Genomic DNA, 22,652 nt, shown 5'->3' on the forward strand with positions numbered 1-22,652 from the left:
ACCACCGGCCCAAGCACCGGGGCGCTGAGCTACGGGTGGTTGGGGGCCAAGGAGCGAGCCACCGACACCACCGCCCTGACGCCACTCGTAGATGCCCACATTATCTGCGTGCTGCAGCCCAATTGTTTGCTCGACGAGAAGGTAAAAGCTCTGCTTGATCTGGATTCGGGGCGCAAGTAGTTGCACTCGGCCGTCCGTTGGTCACAGCCGGGTGGTCGGTGGAGGTCCTCCGAGAGTGCTGTAGCGTCGTGGAGTGTAGTGCTCGAGCCACGGGGCAAAGGCGGCGGCGCGCAGGGACCACCGCTAGACCGAGGTGTCATCGGTCATGAAGCGCTCGATCCGGGTGATGCCGTGCGCGCGCCGGCCCTCGCCATGCGATGAACCGGAAGGGGGTCTTGGTCGGGATGAGAGAGCAAGCGGCTCGTGGCACTCATGAAAGAAACCAAGAAGTGCTCAGGCTTGTATACGAGTCGGCGGTCCTCCGTGGTGTTCCAGTCACGTGGAGGGACCCGACGATCCAGTGGCGAACGGCATTAGTTGAGATCACGTTCGATTCCCGAGTTGTACTACTCGTCGAGGACATCGGAGAACTCAGCTACATCGGGCCGGACGGCGGTGGCGCGCGTCCGTTGCTTGAGTCTGACGTCGGTGCGGTGGTGGACTTCGCCATCTCGCTTCTTGAGTCGAGCACGCGACAGTCGTGACGTGCGTCAACCGCGGAGGTGGTCCCGGTGATTCTCGCCGTCGGTCAGGCCCTTCCGAATCCTGAAGAGGCCGAAGATGCCCGACTCGGAGCGCGCAGGAGGGCCGTCGTGAGGTCCCCGACGGCCGCAGTCCGTTCAGCTGCCCGTCGTCCCTTTCGAGCGCGACGCCCGGGTCGACGTCGGGATTCAGATCGACCCGGGTGAGGACGAGGGAGAGACCCCGGACATCGACGACGTCCAGAGTGAGTCGGGACGCGGCGTTGATCCTGTTGTGGTCGGCGGCGCCCGGTTGCCGTTCTCGTGCCCAGGTGCGATCGGGCCCCGCTCTGGCAGGATCGAGACGTGTCAGAGACAACCGACGCCCCGTCCGAGCAGCTGCTCACCCTGGCCCGCCTGCACGGCGTCTCCCCGGACTTCTGGGGCTTCGACGGTCAGCGACGTGACGTGTCGGCCGCGACCCTCGTGTCCGTGCTGGGCGCCATGGGTGTGGACGCCACCACACCGGAACGGGTCGACGTCGCACTCGCCGACGCCGACGACGACCAGTGGCGTCAGACGCTGCCCCCGGTCGTCGTGGTGCGACGGGGAACCCCTGCCGAGGTCCCTGTCCACGTCGAGGACGGTGCCCCCGTGCACGCGTGGCTCGAGCTCGAGGACGGCACCCGCCACGACGTCGACCAGCTCGACCGGTACGTGCCGCCACGGACCGTCGACGGGCGTGCGGTGGGCCGGGCGACCGTCGCGGTGCCCGAGCACCTGCCGCTCGGGTGGCACACGCTCGTGGCGCGCAGCGGCGAGACCACGGCCACCTGTGACGTGGTGGTCACCCCCCAGCGGCTGGACCTCCCCGCAGGGCTCGACGAGCACCCCGCCTGGGGGCTCATGGCCCAGCTCTACTCGGTGCGCTCGACCCAGTCGTGGGGCGTGGGTGACCTGGCTGACCTGCGCGACATCGGGTGGTTGGCCGGCCGGCGCGCCGGCGCGGACTTCCTCCTCATCAACCCGCTGCACGCAGCGGAACCGTCCGTGCCCGTCACCCCGTCCCCGTACCTGCCGACCACCCGGCGGTTCGTGAACCCCCTGTACATCCGGGTCGAGGACGTGCCCGAGACCGCCTACCTCCCGGTCGCCGAGAGGTCCCTCATCGAGTGGCAGGCCGAGGTGGCCCGGCCGCTCAGCACCGACCCGGGCCCCATCGACCGTGACACGGCGTGGGCCGCGAAGAAGATCGCCCTCGAGGTCGTGCACGCCCACCCCCGCAGCGCCGCCCGGCAGGCGGCCTTCGAACACTTCCGTGCCGAGCAGGGGCAAGGCCTGGAGGACTTCGCCACCTGGTGCGCGCTCACCGAGCACTACCGCGACCGACCCTGGCCCCAGGAGCTCCACGACCGTTCCAGTGACGCCGCCGCGCAGATGCGCACCGAGCTCGCCGACCGCATCACTTTCCACTGCTGGTTGCAGTGGGTCGCGGACGAGCAGCTCGCAGCAGCCCAGCGCGCGGCCAAGGACGCCGGGATGCGCCTGGGGATCATGCACGACCTGGCCGTGGGGGTCCACCCCGCCGGCGCCGACGCGTGGGCCATGCGCGACGTCCTGGCCCCCGAGGTGTCCGTCGGCGCACCACCGGACATGTACAACCAGCAGGGGCAGGACTGGTCCCAGCCGCCGTGGCGGCCCGACGCCCTGGCCAGGGCCGGGTACCGGCCGTACCGGGACATGCTCCGCACCGTCCTGCGTCACGCCGGCGCCATCCGGATCGACCACGTCATCGGCCTGTTCCGGTTGTGGTGGATCCCCCGGGGCCGCGGCGCCCAGGAAGGCGCGTACGTCCGGTACGACCACGAGGCCCTCGTCGGGATCCTCTGCCTCGAGGCGCACCGCGCCGGCGCGGTCGTCATCGGCGAAGACCTCGGCACGTTCGAGCCGTGGGTACGTGACTACCTCAGCGACCGGGGCGTGCTCGGCACCTCGGTGCAGTGGTTCGAACGGGACGGTGGCGGGCTCATCCCACCGGAGCGGTACCGGCGCCTGGCCCTGGCGACCGTCACCACCCACGACCTGCCACCCACCGCCGGGTACCTCGCCGGTGAGCACGTCGACCTCCGCGACCAGCTGGGCCTGCTCACCGAACCGGTCGAGAAGGTGCGGGCGGCAGCCCGCGCCGAGCGGACCGAGATGCTCCAGCTGCTCGCCTCCCGCGGGCTCGTCACCGACGACCCCTCCGAGCGGGAGGTCGTGGAGGCCATGCACCGGCTCCTGCTCACCGCACCGTCGGTCCTGCTGGGGGTGTCACTGGCCGACGCGGTAGGGGAGCGGCGCGCCCAGAACCAGCCCGGCACCGACCAGGAGTACCCCAACTGGAAGGTCCCGTTGGCGGACTCGGCCCAGAACCTCGTCCTCGTCGAGGACCTCTTCGACAACCCCCGCCTGCGGTCCCTGGTCGCTGCCCTGAGGCGCTGAGCCGCCCCCGCAGGGCCCGGGAGAACCGGCCCGGTGGCCCTGCGGGACGTCCCGCAGGGCCACCGACCGTTTACCTGGCGTCGCGCTCCTGCGCGGCCAGCGCCCGCCGCACACCGTCCCTGGCCTCCACCACCAGACGCCGCAGCGCCGGGTGCCGGTCGCCCAGGTCACCCAACCAGTCGTCGGTCAGGCCCAGCACGTCCACCGACGAGCCGGCCAGCGGCGTCGGGTACAGGCCCACCACGATGTTCTGGGCCATCTCGTTGGTCCGGCTCGTCCACACCTGCTCCAACGACGCGAAGTAGCGGTCCACGAACGGGACCAGCAGGTCCCGGTCGTGGACGCGCACCAGGCCGGCGATCGTGGACGTCTGGATCGCGTTGGTGAGGGTGTCGTGCTCCACGACCGCCTCCCACGCCCGCGCCTTCGCGTCCTCGGTGGGGATCGCCGCACGAGCCGTCGCCGCTGCGCGCTCGCCCGAGGCCGTCGCGTCCGCGGCGAGCCGCTCGTCGATGTCCAGGGCACCAGCCCTGCCACCGGCGACCAGGCTGGTCAGCAGCTCCCAGTGCAGGTCCGTGTCGACCTCCAGCCCGGGCAGCGGGGCGGTGCCGTCCACCAGCGCGGCGACCGCGTCGAGCTGACCAGGTGTGGCGGCCCGCGCGGCGAACGCCTTCACCAGCTGCAGCTGGGCGTCGCTCCCGGGCGCGGCCTCACCGGCGAGGCGCAGCAACGCGTCGGCGGCGAGGGCGGTCACCTCCGCCCGGTACCGGGGCGCCACGTACAGGTCCAGGGTCGTGGCGAGCTGGCGCAGCAGCACGAGCCTGACCGAGGAGTCGGTCTCGTACGCGATGTTCCCGATCACCAGGTCCACGAACTCCCGTGCACCGAGCTCCCCGTCGCGGGTCATGTCCCACGCCGCACCCCACACCAGGGTGCGGGGCAGGGAGTCCGAGAACGAGTGCAGGTTCGTCGTCGCCACCGCCAGTGACCGCTCGTCCAGACGGGTCTTGGCGTACGCGAGGTCGTCGTCGTTGACCAGGATCAGGTCCGGGCGTGGCCGCCCCACCAGCTCGTCCACGTCGGTGCTGCGGCCGTCGACGTCGAGCTCCACCCGCACCACCCGCTCCAGGCGGGGGGTGCCGTCCGGCGCCTCGACCAGGTCGTACCCGCCGACCGCGAGCCGGTGCGGCCGCTGCACGGGGTGGTCCTCAGGGGTCTCCTGGGTGACGGTGAACGAGGTGATCGTCCCGTCGTCGTCGGTCTTCACCTCAGGGCGCAGCAGCGTCACACCGGCCTGCTGCAGCCACAGCGCCGACCACGGGGTCAGCTCCCTGCCGCTGGTCTCCTCCAGCTCCACGAGCAGGTCACGCAGCTCGGTGTTGCCCCAGGCGTGCTTGGCGAAGTACGCGCGCACCCCCTCGAAGAACTTGTCCTGCCCCACCCAGCTGACGAGCTGCTTGAGGACGGACGCGCCCTTGGCGTAGGTGATGCCGTCGAAGTTGACCTCGACGTCCTCCAGGTCACGGATGTCGGCGACGATCGGGTGGGTCGAGGGCAGCTGGTCCTGCCGGTACGCCCACGCCTTCTCCATCGAGGCGAACGTCGTCCACGCCTGGGTCCACCGGGTCGCCTCGGCGGTCGCGAGGGTCGAGGCGTACTCGGCGAACGACTCGTTGAGCCACAGGTCGTCCCACCACCGCATGGTGACCAGGTCCCCGAACCACATGTGGGCCAGCTCGTGGAGGATCGTCACCGCACGGCGCTCGACCATCGCGTCGGGGACTTTGGACCGGAACACGTACGCCTCGAGGAACGTGACCGCGCCCGCGTTCTCCATCGCCCCGGCGTTGAACTCCGGCACGAAGATCTGGTCGTACTTGGCGAACGGGTACGGCATGTCGAAGGTCTTCTCGTAGAACGCGAAGCCCGCCCGGGTGATGTCCATGATCTCGTCGGCGTCCAGGTGCTCGGCCAGCGACGCACGGCACAGGACGCCCAGGGGCACCGTCCGCCCGTCGATGCTCGTCAGCTCCCCGTCAACCCGGTGGTAGGGGCCGGCGACGACCGCGGTGACGTAGCTCGACAACGGCGGGGTGGGCGCGAAGATCCACCGGGCGGCGCCCGGCTGGCCGGCCACCAGCGCGGGTTCGGGGGTGGGGGAGTTGGAGATCACGGTCCAGTGCTCGGGGGCGGTGACCGTGAACGCGAACGTCGCCTTCAGGTCGGGCTGCTCGAACACGGCGAACACCCGACGGGAGTCGGCGACCTCGAACTGCGAGTACAGGTACACCTCGTCGTCGACGGGGTCCACGAACCGGTGCAGGCCCTCACCGGTGGTCATGTACGCGCAGTCCGCGACCACCCGCAGCTCGTTGTCCGCGGCCAGACCCTCGAGGGTGATGCGGGAGTCGGCGTGCACCGCGGCGGGGTCCAGGGCCACACCGTTCAGCACGACCTCGTGCACGGTCGGTGCGATCAGGTCCACGAACGTCGTGGCACCGGCCTCGGCGCCGAACCGGATGGTCGTCGTCGACCGGAACGTGGTGGGTCCCGTGGTGAGGTCCAGGACGACGTCGTAGGCGCGGACGTCGACGACCGAGGCGCGTTCGCGCGCCTCGTCACGGGTGAGGTTCTCTGCGGGCACTGTGGTGCTCCTCGGGCTGGTGGCAGGGTTGTGCGGTGATCCTTTCACGGGCCACGTCCCCGGCGCCCGCGGACCTGGCACGGTAGTGACCACGTGTCACGGGAATGTGACCGGCCCGCGGCGGCTTGTCGCTGGAAGGACAGCCACCACGACGAGGAGCGTTGATGAGCGACCAGCAGCAGGACGGCACCGCGGACTTCTGGTTCGACCCCCTGTGCCCGTGGGCGTGGATGACCTCACGCTGGATGACCGAGGTCGAGAAGGTCCGCCCGGTGCAGGTGCGGTGGCGGGTGATGAGCCTCGCCGTCCTGAACGAAGGACGTGACCTGTCCGCCGAGTACCGCAGCGCGATGGACGCCGCGTGGGGGCCGGTGCGGGTGCTGGTGGCGGCGAGCCTCGCCCACGGCGAGCAGGTCCTCAAGCCCCTGTACGACGCGATCGGCACCCGCCTGCACCCCGGTGGGCGCGGCGAGGAGCTCATGACCGTCGTGGCCGAGGCGCTGCAGGAGGTCGGGCTGGAGGCCGAGCTGATCGAGGCCGCGTCGTCCGACGCCCACGACGATGCCCTGCGGGCCTCCCACCAGCAGGCCATCGACCTGGTCGGTGAGGAGGTGGGCACCCCCGTCGTCGCGATCAACGGCACGGCGTTCTTCGGGCCGGTGATGACCCCCGCACCCAAGGGGGAGGACGCCGGGCGCCTGTGGGACGGGTTCGCCCTGGTGACCTCGGTGCCCGGCTTCTACGAGCTGAAGCGCACCCGCACCCAGGGCCCCGTCTTCGACTGACCCGCGACCTGTGGACGTCCGACGGCCCCGGGGCGCACGTGACATGCTTCCAGGCGGTCGGCAGTCCGGCTGACCGCCAGCGGGGCCTGTCGGCCCGGGGATGAGGGGTGCGCAGCATGGTGGACCAGTCGACCGACCGTCCGGGGTTCTTCCGGCGGTTGGGCCCCGGGCTCACCGCGTTCCTGGTCATCGACGTGGTGCTCGTGCTGTTCCTGGTCCTGTTCGCGGTTCAGGTGTTCTCCGGCGACGACGACGGCCCCGAGGACGCGCCCGTCGCGACCGACGGCACCGACCCGGGGCAGGACGAGACCAACCCCGAGACCGAGGCCCCCCAGGAGCCCACCGAGTCCGAGACGGTCGAGGCGTTCCGCCTGCCCAGCGGCAACATCTTCTGCGAGATGGGTGAGACGGCCGCCACCTGCTCGATCCTCAGCTACAGCTACGACCCACCGGCCGCCGACGGCTGCGACGGTGAGCGCGGTGCGGTGCTGCGGATCGAGGCGGGCGGCACCACGACGTTCCCGTGCACGGGCTCCGGCCCGAGCCTCCCCGACGGTCTTCCCGAGCTGGACTACGGCGAGGCGAGCACCGTCGGCGAGATGACCTGCCAGAGCTCGACCAACGGTGTCACGTGCCGTCACGACGGGTCCGGCGCGGGCTTCTCCCTCGCCCGCGCCGGGTACACCCTCTTCCCCTGACGTCGCCCGGCACCGCCGGGACCGGGATCACCAGATCCGCACCCGGTCCGCGGGGTCCAGGTACAGGTCGTCGCCGGGACCCACCTCGAACGCGTCGTGGAACGCATCCAGGTTGCGCACCACGCCGTTGCAGCGGAACTCCTCGGGGGAGTGGGGGTCGGTCGCCAGCCGCCGCAGCACCTCCTCGTCGCGGGCCTTGGTGGCCCACGCCTGGGCCCACCCGAGCAGGACCCGCTGGATGCCGGTGAACCCGTCGATCACCGGGGCACCGCCCAGGTCGCCGCCCAGGGCGATGCGGTAGGCCTTGATCGCGATCGACAGGCCACCCAGGTCCCCGATGTTCTCCCCGATGGTCAGCGCCCCGTTGACGGTGTGCTCCTGGCCCAGCTGGGCGGGGGACAACGTGGAGAACTGCGTGATCAGCGCCGAGGCGCGCGCGTCGAACTCGGCGCGGTCCTGCGGGGTCCACCAGTCGTGGAGCCGGCCGGTCCCGTCGTAGCGGGAGCCCTGGTCGTCGAACCCGTGGCCGATCTCGTGACCGATCACCGCACCGATCCCGCCGTAGCTGACGGCGTCGTCGGCCTCGGGGTCGAAGAACGGCGGCTGGAGGATCGCAGCCGGGAACACGATCTCGTTCATCCCCGGGTTGTAGTAGGCGTTGACCGTCTGGGGGGTCATGAGCCACTCGTCACGGTCCACGGGCCGCCCGATCTTCGCCAGCTCCCGGTCCTGCTCGTACGCGGCCGAACGCCGGACGTTGCCCACCAGGTCCTCGGGGCGGACGTCCAACCCGTCGTAGCTCTTCCACCGCTCCGGGTACCCGATCTTGGGGGTGAACGCGGCGAGCTTCTCCAGGGCCCGGCCGCGGGTCTCCTCGCTCATCCAGTCCAGGTCGGCGATCGACTCCCGGTAGGCGGCGACCAGGTTCTCCACGAGCGTCACCATCCGCTCCTTGTGGCTGGGCGGGAAGTGCCGCGCTACGTACACCTGGCCCACGGCCTCGCCCAGGGTGCCCTCGACCAGGGACACACCCCTCTTCCACCGGTCCCGCAGGGCGGTCGCCCCGGTGAGGGTGCGCCCGTAGAAGTCGAAGTTCGCCTCCAGCACCTCCTGGTGCAGGAACGGTGCGCGTGCGGTCACCAGGTGGTACCGCAGCCAGGCCTGCCACCGGGTGACGGGCAGCTGGGCCCACAGCCGGGCGAACGCGATCACGAACCCGGGCTCCCGGACCACCAGGGAGTCCATCGCCCCGGCGGGGACCTGCATGGCCTCGACCCACGCCCGCCAGTCGAACCCGGGGGCGGCCGACGTCAGGTCCGTCAGGGTCATCGGGTTGTAGGTGAGCTGGGCGTCGCGGTCCTTGACCACGTCCCAGTGCTCGGCGGCCAGCAGCGTCTCCAGCTCGAGGACCCCGTCGGCGTCGGCCGCCGGGTCCTGGCTGCCGCCCAGCCCCAGGACGCGCTCCAGGTGGGCGCGGTACGCGGTCCGCACCTGCGCGTACTCCTCCTGCCGGTAGTACGCCTCGTCCGGCAGGCCGAGCCCGGCCTGGTGCAGGTACACCACGTAGGTGTCGGGGTCGGCGGCGTCGTTGTCCACCCAGAACGCCACGGCGCCCCCGCCACCGGTGCGCTGCAGGTTCCCCAGGACGGCAGTGAGGGCGTCCCGGTCCGACGCGCCGTCGATCGCCGCCAGCTCCTCGGCGATCGCACCGAGCCCGCGCTCCTCCACGGTGCCGGTGTCCATGAAGCTCGCGTACATCGCGCCCACCTGCCCTGCGGCCCCGTCGGGGTCCTGACCGTCGGCCACGGCGGCCCCGAGCTCTTCGATGATGGCCCGGACGCGCTCCTCGCTGCGGTCGTGCAGGGCGCGGAACGCCCCGTCGATGGCCCGGTCCTCGGGGATGACGTGCGCGGCGATCCACCGGCCGTTGACGTGCCGGTACAGGTCGTCCTGGGGCCGCACGTCCGGGTCGAGGGCGGCGCGGTCGATGCCGCTGCGGGGGGCCTGGTCGGCGGGCGCGGGGGCGTCTGCGGGCGTGGTCGTCATGCCCCCAGGCTAGGTGACCCCGTGCTGGGGACCGGTGACCGGCCCGGGGTCGGCGACCTGGCAGGATGTGTCCCCATGCGCATCCACATCGCCGCCGACCACGCCGGGTACGAGCTGAAGTCCGCGCTCGTCGAGCACCTGCAGGCCGCGGGCCACGACGTCGTGGACCACGGCGCCCACACCTATGACGCCCTGGACGACTACCCGCCCATGTGCACCGCCGCGGGTGAGGCCGTCGTCGCCGAGCCCGGGACGTTGGGCATCGTGATCGGCGGGTCGGGCAACGGTGAGCAGATCGCGGCCAACAAGGTGACCGGTGTGCGGGCCGTCCTGGCCTGGAACGAGGACACCGCGCGCCTGGGCCGGTCGCACAACGACGCCAACGTCATCGCCATCGGGGCCCGCCAGCACTCCGTCGACCAGAGCATCGGCCTGGTCGAGGCGTTCCTGGCCGAGCCGTTCAGCGGTGACGCCCGGCACCAGCGTCGCATCGACCTGCTCGCCGCCTACGAGGCCTCGCGCTGACCGCCCCGTAGGTCAGAACACCCAGGAGCAGCCGGGGGCCGTGGGCCAGCCGAACGCCACGGCCGCCCGGGCCACCGCCCCGGCGGTGACCTCGCGCACCAGGCCGGCGGCGTGCAGCGCTGCCGTGCTCACGCCACCCAGGTACACGGTCCCGAGCTCGCGCACGTCCAGCACCAGGTCGGGGTCGGCGTCGGTGCGTGTGACCTCGGCGTGGTCCGGACCGCCCTGCAGCCGCCACCGGCCCGCGTTCGCCGGCACCATCGCGTCGGCGACCTCCAGCACCACGTGCACCGGGGCCGCGTAGCGCCGCGCCCGCAGCGCGGCAGGGAGGTCCACGAGCCGCACCCACACGTGGTCCTTCAGGCGTGGTGCGGCAGCCCTCAGGTCCACCAGCAGGTGTGTCAGGACGTCGTCGACCGGGAGCAGGCCCACCTCGGTCCCGGACATCAGGTCCATGTCGAGCAGCGCACCCCACAGGGCGCGGGCGGTCGCGGCGTCACGGGCCACGGCCTCGACCACCGAGACCGTGCCCGAGGCGGCCGTGTCCTCCCACCGCAGCCGACGCCGGAACAGCGCGTACCCCGTGGGTGTGCCGTCCAGGGACGCCGTGACCACGCGCAGCGGCTCGTGCCCGTCTCGGGTGTGCTCGCTGTCGTGCAGGAACGAGGCCTCCAGCGCGGTGGTGGTGCGCGTCGCCCACCCGGGACGCCCCACGCGCCCGTGCAGCGCCCGGATCGTGGGGGCGTGGCGGGCCACGTCGAGCGTCTCGATCTCCAGGTGCACGTCCTGGGCCCCGGGCACGTCCCGCAGAGCGGCCCCCCGCGGCACGGTCAGGCGCAGGGCCGGGCACGCCGAGCCGTAACCGAACCGGCCGTAGATCGACGGTTCCGAGGCCGTCAGGACCGACACGGCCTCACCCCGGGCCGACGTCCGCTCCAGGTGGTCGGTGATCATCGTGCGCAGGATCCCGCGCCGCCGGTGCCCCGGGTGCACCCCCACCCACGTCAGGCCCGCGGCGTCCACCGTCCCACCGGGGACGGGCAGCCCCTGGAAGGGGTACGAGGAGTGGACGGCGACCAGGTCACCGGAGCCCGACCGCACCCCGCGGGTCCGGTCCCACGACAGCGGCACCGGCAGCGCGGCGAACGCACCGTCGGGCAGGCCCGAGGGGAACGCCCAGCGGTCGATGGTCAGCAGGTCGGCCTTGCGGGCCTCGTCGACGGTGACGGTGCGGTACCCGGGCGTTGGTGTCGTCATGCAGGCATCGTGTCCGACCTGTACCGATCTGGCCAGGCCATTTGTCCGCTGACCGGGATTCTTCGGAGGAATAGGGCCCTCCAGCAGGTGGTGAGGGACCTGGCGTGGGTAGCCTCAAAAAATGACCACCACGGCGCCGCCGGGTGCTCCCGATGTGCGGCCAGGCGCGAGGAGCCCGACGCTCCCACGCCGCCGCTCGTCGGGGCGCGCCTCGAGCGCCGCCCGCCGGGTGCTCCGGCGCCGGTCCCTGGCGCACACCCGCCAGATCTGGACCAGCGTGCTGCTGTCGGGGGTCACCGTGCTCGCCGGTGTCGGTGTCGCCGTGCAGCCCGACTGGGTGCCGCCGTCCATCCTGCTGTTCATCCTGCTGCTTGGGGTCTTCGTCCTGCGTCTGTGGGGCATGGTCCTGCTGAGCGGGGTCGTCACCGGGACGTTGATCGTCCTGCGCTCCTGGCAGGCCGAGGGGATGCCACCGGGCATGGTGGTGGTGCTCGGGCTGGCCGTCGTCTCGGGGCTGGTGTTCGTCAGGGGACGGGAGCGGCTGGGCCTGCAGGGCGCCGCGAGCGACCTGATGCTCGTCGACCTGCGTGACCGGCTGGTCGCCCACGGCCGCATCCCCGTGCTGCCGCCGGGGTGGAACGTGGACAGCGTGGTCAGGTCGGCCTACGCCGAGGCGTTCTCGGGGGACTTCGTCGTGGCGTCCCGCGGTGAGCCGGACGTCCTGGAGCTCGTCCTGGTCGACGTCTCGGGCAAGGGGCAGGAGGCCGGGGTGCGGTCGTTGCTGCTGTCCGGTGCGTTCGGCGGGCTGCTGGGAGCGATGCCGCGAGAGGCGTTCCTGCCCGCGGCCAACGACTACCTGCTGGGCCAGGACTGGCCCGAGGGCTTCGCGACAGCCGTGCACCTGGCCGTGGACCTGTCGACGTCCTCGTTCTGGGTGTCGACCGCCGGTCACCCCCCGGCGGTGCACCTGCACGCCGGCTCGGGCCGCGTCGAGCTGATCGACACCGCCGGCGGCCCCGCGTTGGGCGTGGTGCCCTCACCGACGTTCGTGGTCCACGAGGGCGTCCTCGAGCCCGGCGACACGTTGATGCTCTACACCGACGGGCTGGTCGAGACGCCCGGCGCGGACGTCGAGCTCGGCATCGACCGCCTCATGGGTGAGGCCGAGCGGGTGGTCGCCACGCGCTCCGGCGGCGCAGACGCCGTGCTCGCCGGGGTGCGGGCCGGTGAGGGTGACGACCGTGCCCTGATCCTCGTCCACCGCGAATGACGACCCGCGAACGACGACCCGCGAACGACGACCCGCGAGTGACGCCATCGGGGGCGACGGCACCGGGTGCCCGTGTCAGGCCGGCGCGCGGCGCGAGCTGATCACCCCGGTGTCGAAGCCGGCCAGGTGCAGGCCCCCGTGGAACCTGGCGTGCTCGATCTTCAGGCAGCGGTCCATGACAACCTGCAGGCCGCCGTCCTCGGCGCGTCGGGCGACCTCCTCGTGCCAGGACCCGAGCTGGAGCCACAGGGTGCGGGCACCCACGGCCAGGGTCTCGTCCAGGACGGTCGGCAGGTCCTCGTGCCGCCTGAAGACGTCCACCAGGTCCGGGACGACGGGCAGCTCGGCCAGCGACGGGTAGACGGGCCGTCCCATGATCTCGGTGGCGCGGGGATTGACGAAGTACACCTCGTACGGCGAGGACGACAGCAGGTACGTCGCCACGAAGTAGCTGGCGCGGGACGGCTTGGGCGAGGCCCCGACGATCGCGACGGACCGCGTCCGCCGCAGGATCCCCAGGCGTGCCGGGGCGGTGGGCCCGGTCCAGGTGCGCCCTGCCGAGTCCGACGTCCTCGCCGTGCCGGGTGCGGGCAGGGAGCAGGCGTCGTTCATGCGGTCACCTCGGGCGTGGTCGGGGCGGGGTCGCCGCTCGCGGGGCCGACGGCGGCGGTCAGGGCCTGGTCCAGGTCCCACAGGATGTCCTCGACGTCCTCCAGGCCGACGCTGATGCGGACGAGGTCCTCGGGCACGCCCGCGGTCCGGAGCTGCTCGGTGGTGAGCTGCTGGTGGGTGGTGGACGCGGGGTGGATGACCAGGGTGCGGGCGTCACCCACGTTCGCCAGGTGGCTGGCGAGCTCGACGGACTCGATGAGCGTGCGCCCGGCCTGCCGCGGGGGCACGTCCGGCGTCCCCTTGAGGCCGAACGCGAACACCGCGCCGGGGCCCAGCGGCAGGTACCGGTGGGCCCGGTCGTGGTGGGGGTGGCCGGGTAGGCCCGCCCAGGTGACGTAGGCGACCCGGGGGTCGGCGTCCAGCCGCTCGGCGACGGCCCGGGCGCCGGCGAGGTGGGCGTCCATCCGCTGGGGCAGGGTCTCGACGCCCTGCAGCAGCTGGAAGGCGGACTGGGGGGACAACGCGGGCCCCACGTCGCGCAGCTGCTCGGAGCGCAGCTTGGTGAGGAACCCGTACTCACCGAAGTTGTCCCACCAGCTCACGCCCCCGTAGGAGGGCACCGGCTCGGTCATCTGGGGGAACTTCCCGTTGCCCCAGTCGAACCGCCCGCTCTCGACCACCACCCCACCCAGGGTGGTGCCGTGGCCACCGAGGAACTTGGTCGCCGAGTGCAGGACGATGTCGGCGCCGTGCTCGATGGGGCGGCACAGGTAGGGGGTGGCGAGGGTCGCGTCGATCACCAGGGGCAGTCCCGCGTCGTGGGCGACGCGGGCGAGCCCGGCGATGTCGGTGATCTCGCCCGAGGGGTTGGCGACGACCTCGGCGTACACGACCTTGGTCTCGGGGCGGATCGCGGCCGCGTAGTCGGCCGGGTCGGTGCCCGGGACGAACGTCGTCTCGACGCCGAACCGGCGCAGGGTCACGTCCAGCTGGGTGACGGTGCCGCCGTACAGGCTGGCGGCGGCGACCACGTGGTCCCCGGCGCCGACGAGCGCGGCGAAGGTGATGAACTCGGCGGACATCCCCGATGCGGTCGCGACCGCGCCGATCCCGCCGTCGAGGGAGGCGATGCGCTCCTCGAGGGCGGCGACGGTCGGGTTGCCGATGCGGGAGTAGATGTTCCCGTACTTCTGCAGCGCGAACAGGTTCGCGGCGTCGGCGGTGTCCTGGAACACGAACGACGTCGTCTGGTAGATCGGGACGGCGCGGGCCCCGGTCGCGGCGTCGGGCACGCCGCCGGCGTGCAGGGCGCGGGTGCGGAACCCCCAGCGGCGCTCGGCTGCGTCGGTCACGGGGTCTCCTCGGCGTCGGTGGTGCGCAGTGCCTGCTGGCGTGCGGTGAGCACCGCCCGGATGCGGTGCAGGGCTGCCTCGTCCTGCAGGGAGGTGACGTCCCCCAGGGTGCCGTCGGCGACCAGGTCGGCGAGCAACCTTCTCATGATCTTTCCCGAGCGCGTCTTGGGCAGGTCGGGCACCACCAGCACGTCCCTGGGCTTGGCGACCGGGCCGATCTCCTTGGCCACGTGCGACCGGAGGGTCTGGGCCACGGCGGCGCTGTGCGCGGCCCAGGCGGCGGCGTCGTCCGGGTCTGCGGGGGCACGGGTGGGGATCACGAACGCGGCGATCGCCTGGCCGGTGGTGGGGTCGGTGACCCCGGCGACGCCGGCCTCCCCGACGTCGGGGTGGGTGACCAGCGCGGACTCGATCTCGATGGTGGACAGTCGGTGCCCGGAGACGTTGATCACGTCGTCCACGCGGCCCAGCAGCCAGATGTCGCCGTCGTCGTCGTACCGGGCGCCGTCCCCGGCGAAGAAGTAGCCCTGGGCGGCGAACCGGGACCAGTAGGAGTCCCGGTAGCGCTCGGGGTCGCCCCAGATGGTCCGGGCCATCCCCGGCCAGGTGCGGTCCACCACGAGCAGGCCACCCTCCCCGCGTCCGACCTCCGTGCCGTCCTCGTGGACGACCTTGGCCGAGATGCCCGGCAGCGGGCGGGTCGCGGAGCCGGGCTTGAGGGTCGTCACGCCCGGGAGGGGGGCGATCATCGCGGCGCCGGTCTCGGACTGCCACCACGTGTCGACGATCGGCGCGCGCCCGCCGCCGACCTGGGCGTGGAACCAGGCCCACGCCTCGGGGTTGATGGACTCCCCGACGGTGCCCAGGAGCCGCAGGGAGCTCAGGTCGTGGTCGGTGGGGAGCCCGTCGGGGAACCAGGTCATGAACGTGCGGATCAGGGTGGGCGCCGTGTAGTAGACGGTCACCCCGTAGCGCTCGATGATCTCGAAGTGGCGGCCGGGGTGGGGCGTGTTCGGGGTGCCCTCGTAGATCACCTGGGTCAGGCCGTTGGACAGCGGGCCGTAGATCTCGTAGGTGTGCGCGGTGACCCAGGCGAGGTCGGCGGTGCACCAGTGGACGTCGTCCTCGCGGGCGTCGAACTGCGCCCAGTGGGTCCAGGACGCCTGGGTGAGGTACCCGCCGCCGGTGTGCACCAGGCCCTTGGGCTTCCCGGTGGTCCCGGAGGTGTAGATGATGAACAGGGGGTGCTCGGCGTCGAACGACTCCGCCTCGTGGGTGTCGGGGGCGGTGTCGACCACCTCGTGCCACCACACGTCCCGGCCCTCGGTCCAGGGGGTGGGGCCGGTCTGGTCCCCGGTGCGCCGCACGACCAGGACGTGCTCGACGTGGTCCAGGCCGGCGACGGCCTCGTCTGCCTGAGCCTTGGTGGGCACCGCGGTGCCGCGGCGGAACTGCCCGTCGCTGGTCACCAGCAGCTTGGCGCCGGTGTCCTGGACGCGGAACCGGACGGCCTCGGCCGAGAACCCGCCGAAGACCAGCGAGTGCACCGCCCCGATGCGGGCGATGGCGAGGGTGACCACGACGGTCTCGGGAAGCACCGGGAGGTACACCACCACACGGTCACCTGGCCCGATCCCCAGGTCCGTCAGGGCGTTGGCGGCGCGGGACACCTCCCGCTGCAGGTCGCCGTAGGTGTAGGTGCGGCGGTCACCGGGCTCACCCTCGAAGTGCAGGGCGACCTTGTCGGCCCGTCCGGCCGCGACGTGGCGGTCCACGCAGTTGACGGCCACGTTCAGGCGGCCACCGGCGAACCACGTGGCCCGCGGCACGGTCAGCTGCTCGGGGTCCGCGGGGTCCTGGACCGCGGGTTCCCAGGTGTGCGCGGTGTGCCACGGCTGGTCCCACTGCAGGCGCCGCGCGGCCTCCTCCCAGAAGGTGACGTGGTCGGCCTCCGCCTCGGCGGTCAGGCGTGCGTGGTCGGCCGGGCCGACGTTCCAGTCCCCGCCCGGGGCCGGGAAGGTGCGGGCCTCGGTCAGGAGGTTGGTGATCGTGGGGGAGGTCATCGTGCCTTCCGGGTCGAAGGGGTGGGGCGTCAGAACCGGCGTAGCAGGCGCCGCTCGGCCATGCCGAGGAGGGCGTCGGTGAGCTTGCCCAGCACCGCCAGGACCACCAGGGCGAGCAGGATGCGGTCCACACGGCCGTTGGACTGCGAGTCGATGAGCAGGAAACCCAGGCCCATCGACGAGGCGATGAGCTCGGCTGCGACGAGGAACAGCCAGGACTGGGCCAGGGCCAGGCGCAGACCGGACACCACGGCGGGCGTCGCGGCGGGCAGCTGGACCCGGACGAGCAGGGACGTGCCTCGCAGGCCGTAGGCGCGTCCGGCCTCGACCAGGTGCTTGTCCACGTGCCGTAGCGCCGAGGCGACGGTGGTGTACACGGGGAAGAACGCGCCGATGGCGATGAGAGTCACCTTGGAGTCCTCGTTGATGCCCATCCAGAGGACGAGCAGGGGGACCCAGCCCAGGGACGGGACGGCTCGGACGGCGCCGAACGTCCCGCTCAGGAGTGCGTCGCCCAGGCGTGACAGGCCGACGACGGCTCCGACGGCGAGCCCGAGGGCAGCGCCGAGAGTGAAGCCGAGGAGCACGCGCTGGGTCGAGATCTGGACGTGGGTCCAGAGGTTCGGGCCGCGGTCCCAGGTGGCGAGCTCGACGGCCGCCTGCCACACGCTTGCCGGGGCGGGGAGCTGGTGCGGTGCGAACACGCCCGTGACCGCGGTCGCCAGGTGCCAGGCGCTCAGCAGGGTGACCGGTACCACCAGCGCCAGGGCCAGCCGCCCCCAGCGGGGGGCGGGCAGGGTCCGGCGGGGGCGGGAGCCGGCGAGAGCGTGCGGCCGGTCGTTCCGGGCGCTGTCGCCACCTGTGGCACTGCCGGCGTCGACGGCGCCGGGGGCGCCGGTCCTGGCGGGGGTGCTCATGGTGCGCTCCTCCTGGTCCTGCGGGGTTGGGGTGGGGTCAGCCGTCGAGGGACGTGGGGTCGGCCTGCGCGGCGTAGGAGTCCTCGAACAGGGTGTCGAGCGCGGCGTCGATGTCCTCCTGGGTGCGCACGTCACCGAACTCCACGAAGATCGGGCCGACGACCTCCAGGACCTCGCGCTGGGCGTCGCCGGGCACCGGGTCCAGGTCGATGACGGTGCGCTCGAGGATGACCCGCTGGGCGATCTCGAGGTCGATGCCGGCGACGTCGGCGAGGATCTGCGCGGTCTCCTCGGGGTTGTCCAGGGCCCAGGCGCGGGCCTTCTCGTAGGCGTCGACCACCAGCTGGGCCAGGTCGGGGGAGGTCTGGAGGAAGCTCTCGGTCGCGTTGAGGAACCCGTAGGTGTTGAAGTCGATGTTCCGGTAGATCAGCTCGGATCCGGCGTTGACCTCGCTGTCGGCCATGATCGGGTCCAGGCCGGCCCACGCGTCGACGTCGCCGTTCTCCAGGGCGACCCGACCGTCGGCGTGCTGCAGGTTCTGGATCTCGACGTCGGCGAGCTCCACCCCGTGCTCCTCGAGGGACTGCAGCAGGAAGAAGTACGGGTCCGTGCCGCGGGTCGCGGCCACCGAGCGTCCGGCGAGATCGGCCACGGAGGTGATGTCGGAGTCGGCGTCGACGACGATCGCGGCCCACTCGGGCTGGGTGTAGACGCTGATCGTGTGGATGGGGGTCGCGTTGGCCCGGGCCAGGAGCGCGGCGGAGCCGGCGGTCGAGCCGACGTCGATCGCTCCGGCGCGCAGGCCCTCGTTGGCCCTGTTGGACCCGGCGGACTGCACCCAGGTGACGGTGACGTCGTCCCCGAGCGTCTCCTCGAGCCATCCCTGCTCACGGATGATGAGGCTGAGGGGGTTGTAGGTGGCGAAGTCCAGGGTCAGGGAGTCCGAGCTCCACTCGCCCGAGGCCGTGGCGCCGGGGGAGGGGGCGTCGGTCGCGGAGCCCTCACCCGTGGCGCAGCCGCCGAGGACCAGTGCTGCTGCGGTGGCCGCGGCGAGGGGCAGTGCGGTGCGGATCTGCATGGGGGTGGTGCCTTCCGGTCGGGTCGGGGGCCTCGGGTGGGCCCGCCGGGGGGTCGTGGGTTCAGGTGGTGGTCTGGTGGTGGGTGGGCACGCCGAGCCCGTCGAGGAGCCCGGCGCGCAGGTGCGCCAGCTCGGCGTCGCCGCGGTCCCGCGGGCGGGACCCGGGGACGGTGACGACGGTCTGCACGCCGCTGGGTGCGTGGGGCTCGGCACCGCTGGGCCGTCCCAGCAGGACGACCCGGTCGGCCAGGTACAGGGCCTCGTCGACGTCGTGCGTGACGAGCAGGACGGTCGCCGGCTCGGCGGCGTGCACGTCCAGCAGCAGGTCCTGCATGCGCAGCCGGGTCAGCGCGTCCAGCGCCCCGAACGGCTCGTCGAGCAGGAGCACACCGGGGTTGCGGGCCAGGGCCCGGGCCAGGGAGGCCCGCTGGGCCATGCCGCCGGAGACCTGGCGGGGTCGGTAGTGGGTGCAGGCCCCGAGCCCCACGAGCTCGAGCAGCTCGTGGACGCGCTGGCGCCCGGCGCCACGGTCGGTGCCGCGGGGCAGGCCGAGGCTGACGTTCTGGGCCAGGGTGCGCCAGGGGAGGAGGCGGGGCTCCTGGAACGCGACGGCGCAGCGCTCGTCGGTCCCGTTCACGGGGGAGCCGTCGATGAGGATGCGACCTGCTGTGGGCGTGTCCAGGCCGCACACCTGCCGCAGGAGGGTGGACTTGCCGCAGCCCGAGGCGCCGATCAGGGCGACGATCTCACCGGCGCCGACCTCGAGGTCGACGTCGGCCAGCACCTGGGTGCCGGCGCCCTTGCGGTCCCGCGCCGGGAACGTGCGGCCCACACCCTGGATCGACACGGGGTGGGCGGGGTGCGAGCGCACCGTGGTGGGCGTGGTGATCGCCATGGTGGTGTCCTCCGGACGGGTGCCCGTGCTCAGCGCTCGCCCGGAGGCGGGGCCGGCTCGCCGGGCACGACGGTTGCGTGCGGGAGTCGGGGTTGATGCGCTGGCGTCCGGGCCCCTCGTCGGGCTGGCCGGACCGGTGTGCTGCTCGGTCCGTCAGACGCCAGCGCACGGCATACAGCCGTGCAGGGAGGGCAGCATCGGCCGCGCCGTCGTCATGTCACGGTGACAGCTCATCGGCGCGAACCTCCCCTCCGTGTGGCGTCTCGACTGGCGAGACCTCGTGTCCGGTCCGTGGGACCTTCGGTCGTAGCGTAGGTGCCGTCAGGGTGCAGCGCAAGGATGAACCCCTCGCACGGCCACATGGCGAGACGGGTGAGAGCGGGTAGGGGCGGGTAGAGGCGGGTAGAGGTGGGTAGGGGTGTGCCCCGGGCCGCGAGCGACCCGGGGCACACCCCTGACACCGTGCTCAGATGTAGATCGCGGGGTCCTCCACCAGGTCCACCGCCGGTGCCTGCTCGGGTCGCGTGCGCACCTGCGCCGGGACCCCCACCGCCACGCCACCCGCGGGGACGTCCTTGACCACGACGGCGTTCGCCCCGACCTGGGCGCCGTCGCCGATCCAGACGGGCCCGAGGATCTTCGCCCCGGCCCCGACCACCACGTGGTCACCCAGGGTCGGGTGCCGCTTGCCGCGGGTCATCGAACGCCCGCCCAGGGTCGCGCCGTGGAACAGCACGACGTCGTCCCCGACCTGGGCGGTCTCGCCGATGACGATGCCCATGCCGTGGTCGATGAACAGCCGCCGGCCCAGCTGGGCCCCGGGGTGGATCTCGATCCCGGTCAGCCCCCGGACCAGCTGGGACGCCAGGCGGGCGGGCAGCCGCAGGAGCGGCTCACGCCACATCGCGTGGATGACCCGGTGCGCCCACAGGGCGTGCACCCCCGGGTAGCCGAGGGCGACCTCGATCCGGCTGCGTGCCGCGGGGTCGCGACGGCGGGCGGCGTCGAGGTCCTCCAGCAGCAGGGTGAGGAAGTCCTGCAGGCGCGACACGGGTCAGTCCAGGAGGTCGGCGTAGAGGATGGAGGACAGGTAGCGCTCGCCGAACGACGGCACGATCACCACGATCAGCTTGCCGGCGTTCTCCGGTCGCTTCGCCACCTGCACCGCGGCGTGGATCGCGGCGCCCGAGGAGATGCCCACCAGCAGGCCCTCCTCGCGGGCGGCGCGTCGGGCCACGTCCACGGAGGTCTCGGCGTCGACGTCCACGACCTCGTCGTAGATCTCGGTGTCGAGGATCTCGGGGACGAAGTTCGCCCCGATGCCCTGGATCTTGTGGGGGCCGGGCGGGCCGCCGTTGAGGATGGGGGACTCGGCCGGCTCGACCGCGATCATCTTCAGCTCGGGCTTGCGCTCCTTGAGCACCTGACCCACACCGGTGATCGTCCCGCCCGTGCCGATGCCCGCGACCACGATGTCGACCTGGCCGTCGGTGTCGTTCCAGATCTCCTCGGCGGTGGTGGCCCGGTGGATCGCGGGGTTGGCCTCGTTGGCGAACTGGCGGGCCAGGACGGCACCGGGACGCTCGGCGACGATCTGCTCGGCGCGCGACACCGCGCCCTTCATGCCCTCGGAGCCGGGCGTCAGGACGAGCTCGGCGCCGAACGCGCGCAGCAGCGCACGCCGTTCCTTGGACATCGTCTCGGGCATGGTCAGCACGACGTCGTAGCCGCGCGCCGCACCGACCATCGCCAGGGCGATGCCGGTGTTGCCGCTGGTGGCCTCCACGATCGTGCCGCCCGCGGGAAGCTGGCCCGAGGCCTCTGCGGCGTCGACGATCGAGACGCCGATGCGGTCCTTGACCGAGTTGGCCGGGTTGTAGAACTCGAGCTTGGCGACGACGGTCGCCTCGGCGCCGTCGGTGACGCGGTTCAGCCGGACCAGCGGGGTGTTGCCGATCAGCTGGGTGACGTCCTCGTGGATGCGGGGCATGGGATTCCTCGTCTCGGGTGGCGGCATGGCCGCGTGGTGGATGCGGTGGATGCGGTGGAAGCGGCACACCCGCGGTGGGGGCGCCGAGGGGTCTGCCGGCGGGCAGGGGCGGGCCGGAAGGCGCTGGGGGTAGGAGCGCTGGCCTGGACCGGTCGGCACAGGGCCGGGTCGCACGCGATCAGGCGGTGCCAGCGCTCCGCGGACAGCGACAACGACGACACGCCACTGCGGGCATCGGCACGGTGCTCGTGCGCATGCCTGCCCTCCTCGCGGCGGTCACGACGGCAGCCCGGACGGGTGCCTGCTCGGGCTGACGCTAGTGCGCCCCTGCCGCCACGCGCAACGCCAGGGACGCAGGGCGGACGTCCCAGCGGTCGCGGCCGCCGGCGGCGGTGCATAGCGTGACGAGGGACGCCTTCTCGACCCGCACGGCCCGGGAGGCCGCCACGGCGCCTGGGCCCACCCGACCGAAGGAGAGCCCCGATGCCCAGACCTGACCGATCCGTCGTCGTGATCACCGGCGCGTCCAGCGGCGTGGGGCGTGCCACGGCCCACGCGTTCGCGCGGCGCGGCGCCTGCCTGGTGCTGGTGGCCAGACGGGACTGGGCGCTGCAGGAGCTCGCCGCGGAGTGCCGCGGCGAGGGCGCCGACGTGCTGGTCCGTGCCGCCGACGTGACCGACGAGCAGGCCGTGAGCCAGGTGGCGCGTGCCGCGGTGGCCCGGTTCGGGCGGATCGACGTGTGGGTCAACAACGCCGCGGTCATCGCCTACGGCCGGTTGGAGGAGGTCCCCGGCGAGCTGTGGCGTCGCGTGGTCGAGACCAACCTGTTCGGGTCCTACCACGGCGCCCGGGCCGCGCTCCCGTGGTTCCGCGAGCAGGGCGGCGGCGTGCTGGTCAACGTCGCCTCGATCCTGGGCAAGACGGGTGCGCCGTACCAGAGCGCCTACGTGGCCTCCAAGCACGCGATGCGCGCCATGGGGGAGTGCATCCGCCAGGAGGTCCGGGACGTGCCGGGCATCTCCGTGTCCACCGTCCTGCCCGGGCCGATCGACACCCCGTTCTTCGCCAGCGGCGCCAACCTCACCGGGCGGGTCGTGACCCCGCCCGGTGCCCCCGTCGACGCCCGCCGGGTCGCCGCGGCGATCGTCCGCTGCGCCGCCCACCCCCGACGCGAGGTCGTCGTCGGTGCCTCGACCCGCTTGGGCCTGCTGGGCAACCGGCTCGCGCCCGGCCTCACCGAGCGGGTGTCGGCCAGGTTGATGGACCGCACGCACTTCTCCGACGAGCGGGCCGCCCCCACGGAGGGCAACGTCCGCAGCCCCCGCGACCGCGAGGCGCGCATCGACGGCGGGTGG

At 72.6% G+C, this 22,652-nt stretch carries 18 protein-coding genes; 7 read left to right on the top strand and 11 right to left on the bottom strand.

Going from position 1 to position 22,652, the window contains the following annotated elements:
- On the top strand, positions 1-180 hold a 180-nt coding region (locus N869_RS18410; RefSeq protein WP_035058452.1), incomplete at its 5' end, for a hypothetical protein.
- Positions 181-1,046: 866 nt separating this feature from the next.
- Positions 1,047-3,164, top strand: coding sequence for a 4-alpha-glucanotransferase (gene malQ / locus N869_RS04510; RefSeq protein WP_035058458.1), 2,118 nt, complete (start codon positions 1,047-1,049; stop codon positions 3,162-3,164).
- 70 nt (positions 3,165-3,234) lie between these two features.
- Here malQ and pepN read toward each other — a convergent pair whose 3' ends face one another.
- Positions 3,235-5,808 (bottom strand): aminopeptidase N, encoded by a 2,574-nt coding sequence (gene pepN / locus N869_RS04515; RefSeq protein WP_035058462.1) that lies wholly within the window; start codon positions 5,806-5,808, stop codon positions 3,235-3,237.
- Positions 5,809-5,972: 164 nt separating this feature from the next.
- Here pepN and N869_RS04520 point away from each other — a divergent pair, with 164 nt between their 5' ends.
- Positions 5,973-6,593 carry a mycothiol-dependent nitroreductase Rv2466c family protein gene (locus N869_RS04520; RefSeq protein ID WP_035058464.1) on the top strand — a complete coding sequence of 207 codons (621 nt, stop codon included), beginning with the start codon at positions 5,973-5,975 and terminating at the stop codon, positions 6,591-6,593.
- A gap of 107 nt (positions 6,594-6,700) precedes the next feature.
- Positions 6,701-7,291, top strand: coding sequence for a hypothetical protein (locus N869_RS04525; protein ID WP_052104973.1), 591 nt, complete (start codon positions 6,701-6,703; stop codon positions 7,289-7,291).
- 27 nt (positions 7,292-7,318) lie between these two features.
- On the opposite strand, the gene N869_RS04530 is transcribed toward N869_RS04525, so the two are convergent.
- Positions 7,319-9,337 carry a M13 family metallopeptidase gene (locus tag N869_RS04530; protein WP_052104974.1) on the bottom strand — a complete coding sequence of 673 codons (2,019 nt, stop codon included), beginning with the start codon at positions 9,335-9,337 and terminating at the stop codon, positions 7,319-7,321.
- A gap of 75 nt (positions 9,338-9,412) precedes the next feature.
- Here N869_RS04530 and N869_RS04535 point away from each other — a divergent pair, with 75 nt between their 5' ends.
- On the top strand, positions 9,413-9,862 hold the full coding sequence (locus tag N869_RS04535) for a ribose-5-phosphate isomerase (protein ID WP_035058467.1): 450 nt from the start codon (positions 9,413-9,415) through the stop codon (positions 9,860-9,862).
- Positions 9,863-9,874: 12 nt separating this feature from the next.
- Here the strand turns inward: N869_RS04535 and N869_RS04540 are convergent, their stop codons facing one another.
- Positions 9,875-11,119: a GNAT family N-acetyltransferase gene (locus N869_RS04540; protein WP_035058470.1), complete on the bottom strand. Its 1,245-nt coding sequence runs from the start codon at positions 11,117-11,119 to the stop codon at positions 9,875-9,877.
- A 121-nt stretch (positions 11,120-11,240) separates the two neighbouring features.
- Here N869_RS04540 and N869_RS04545 point away from each other — a divergent pair, with 121 nt between their 5' ends.
- Positions 11,241-12,389 (top strand): PP2C family protein-serine/threonine phosphatase, encoded by a 1,149-nt coding sequence (locus N869_RS04545; protein ID WP_035058473.1) that lies wholly within the window; start codon positions 11,241-11,243, stop codon positions 12,387-12,389.
- A 75-nt stretch (positions 12,390-12,464) separates the two neighbouring features.
- On the opposite strand, the gene N869_RS04550 is transcribed toward N869_RS04545, so the two are convergent.
- The 8 genes from N869_RS04550 to cysK all read right to left on the bottom strand — a co-directional run bounded on the left by N869_RS04550 (position 12,465) and on the right by cysK (position 21,296).
- Positions 12,465-13,001, bottom strand: coding sequence for a CoA-binding protein (locus tag N869_RS04550; RefSeq protein WP_052104976.1), 537 nt, complete (start codon positions 12,999-13,001; stop codon positions 12,465-12,467).
- A complete protein-coding gene (locus N869_RS04555) occupies positions 12,998-14,353 on the bottom strand; it encodes an O-acetylhomoserine aminocarboxypropyltransferase/cysteine synthase family protein (protein WP_052104977.1) in 1,356 nt (451 codons plus the stop codon). The genes N869_RS04550 and N869_RS04555 overlap by 4 nt, the downstream gene beginning before the upstream one ends.
- A complete protein-coding gene (gene acs, locus N869_RS04560; RefSeq protein WP_052104978.1) occupies positions 14,350-16,416 on the bottom strand; it encodes an acetate--CoA ligase in 2,067 nt (688 codons plus the stop codon). Before acs ends, N869_RS04555 begins: the two co-directional genes overlap by 4 nt.
- Positions 16,417-16,445: 29 nt before the next feature.
- Positions 16,446-17,333, bottom strand: a complete 888-nt coding sequence (locus N869_RS04565) for an ABC transporter permease (RefSeq protein WP_035058476.1) — start codon at positions 17,331-17,333, stop codon at positions 16,446-16,448.
- Between the two features lie 37 nt (positions 17,334-17,370).
- Complete coding sequence (locus N869_RS04570; RefSeq protein WP_035058479.1) at positions 17,371-18,411, bottom strand: aliphatic sulfonate ABC transporter substrate-binding protein; 1,041 nt, start codon at positions 18,409-18,411, stop codon at positions 17,371-17,373.
- Between the two features lie 61 nt (positions 18,412-18,472).
- Positions 18,473-19,306 carry an ABC transporter ATP-binding protein gene (locus tag N869_RS04575; RefSeq protein ID WP_052104979.1) on the bottom strand — a complete coding sequence of 278 codons (834 nt, stop codon included), beginning with the start codon at positions 19,304-19,306 and terminating at the stop codon, positions 18,473-18,475.
- Between the two features lie 466 nt (positions 19,307-19,772).
- Complete coding sequence (gene epsC, locus N869_RS04580; protein ID WP_035058481.1) at positions 19,773-20,357, bottom strand: serine O-acetyltransferase EpsC; 585 nt, start codon at positions 20,355-20,357, stop codon at positions 19,773-19,775.
- Between the two features lie 3 nt (positions 20,358-20,360).
- Entirely contained in the window at positions 20,361-21,296 is a 936-nt protein-coding gene (gene cysK, locus N869_RS04585; RefSeq protein ID WP_035058483.1) for a cysteine synthase A, read from the bottom strand.
- Between the two features lie 483 nt (positions 21,297-21,779).
- Between cysK and N869_RS04590 the strand changes: the two genes are divergently transcribed.
- The coding region (locus N869_RS04590; protein ID WP_052104980.1) for an SDR family oxidoreductase at positions 21,780-22,652 on the top strand (873 nt) is incomplete at its 3' end.

Origin of the sequence: Cellulomonas bogoriensis 69B4 = DSM 16987 (genome assembly GCF_000767165.1) — a bacterium.
In the GTDB taxonomy this organism is placed as follows: Bacteria; Actinomycetota; Actinomycetes; order Actinomycetales; family Cellulomonadaceae; genus Actinotalea; species Actinotalea bogoriensis.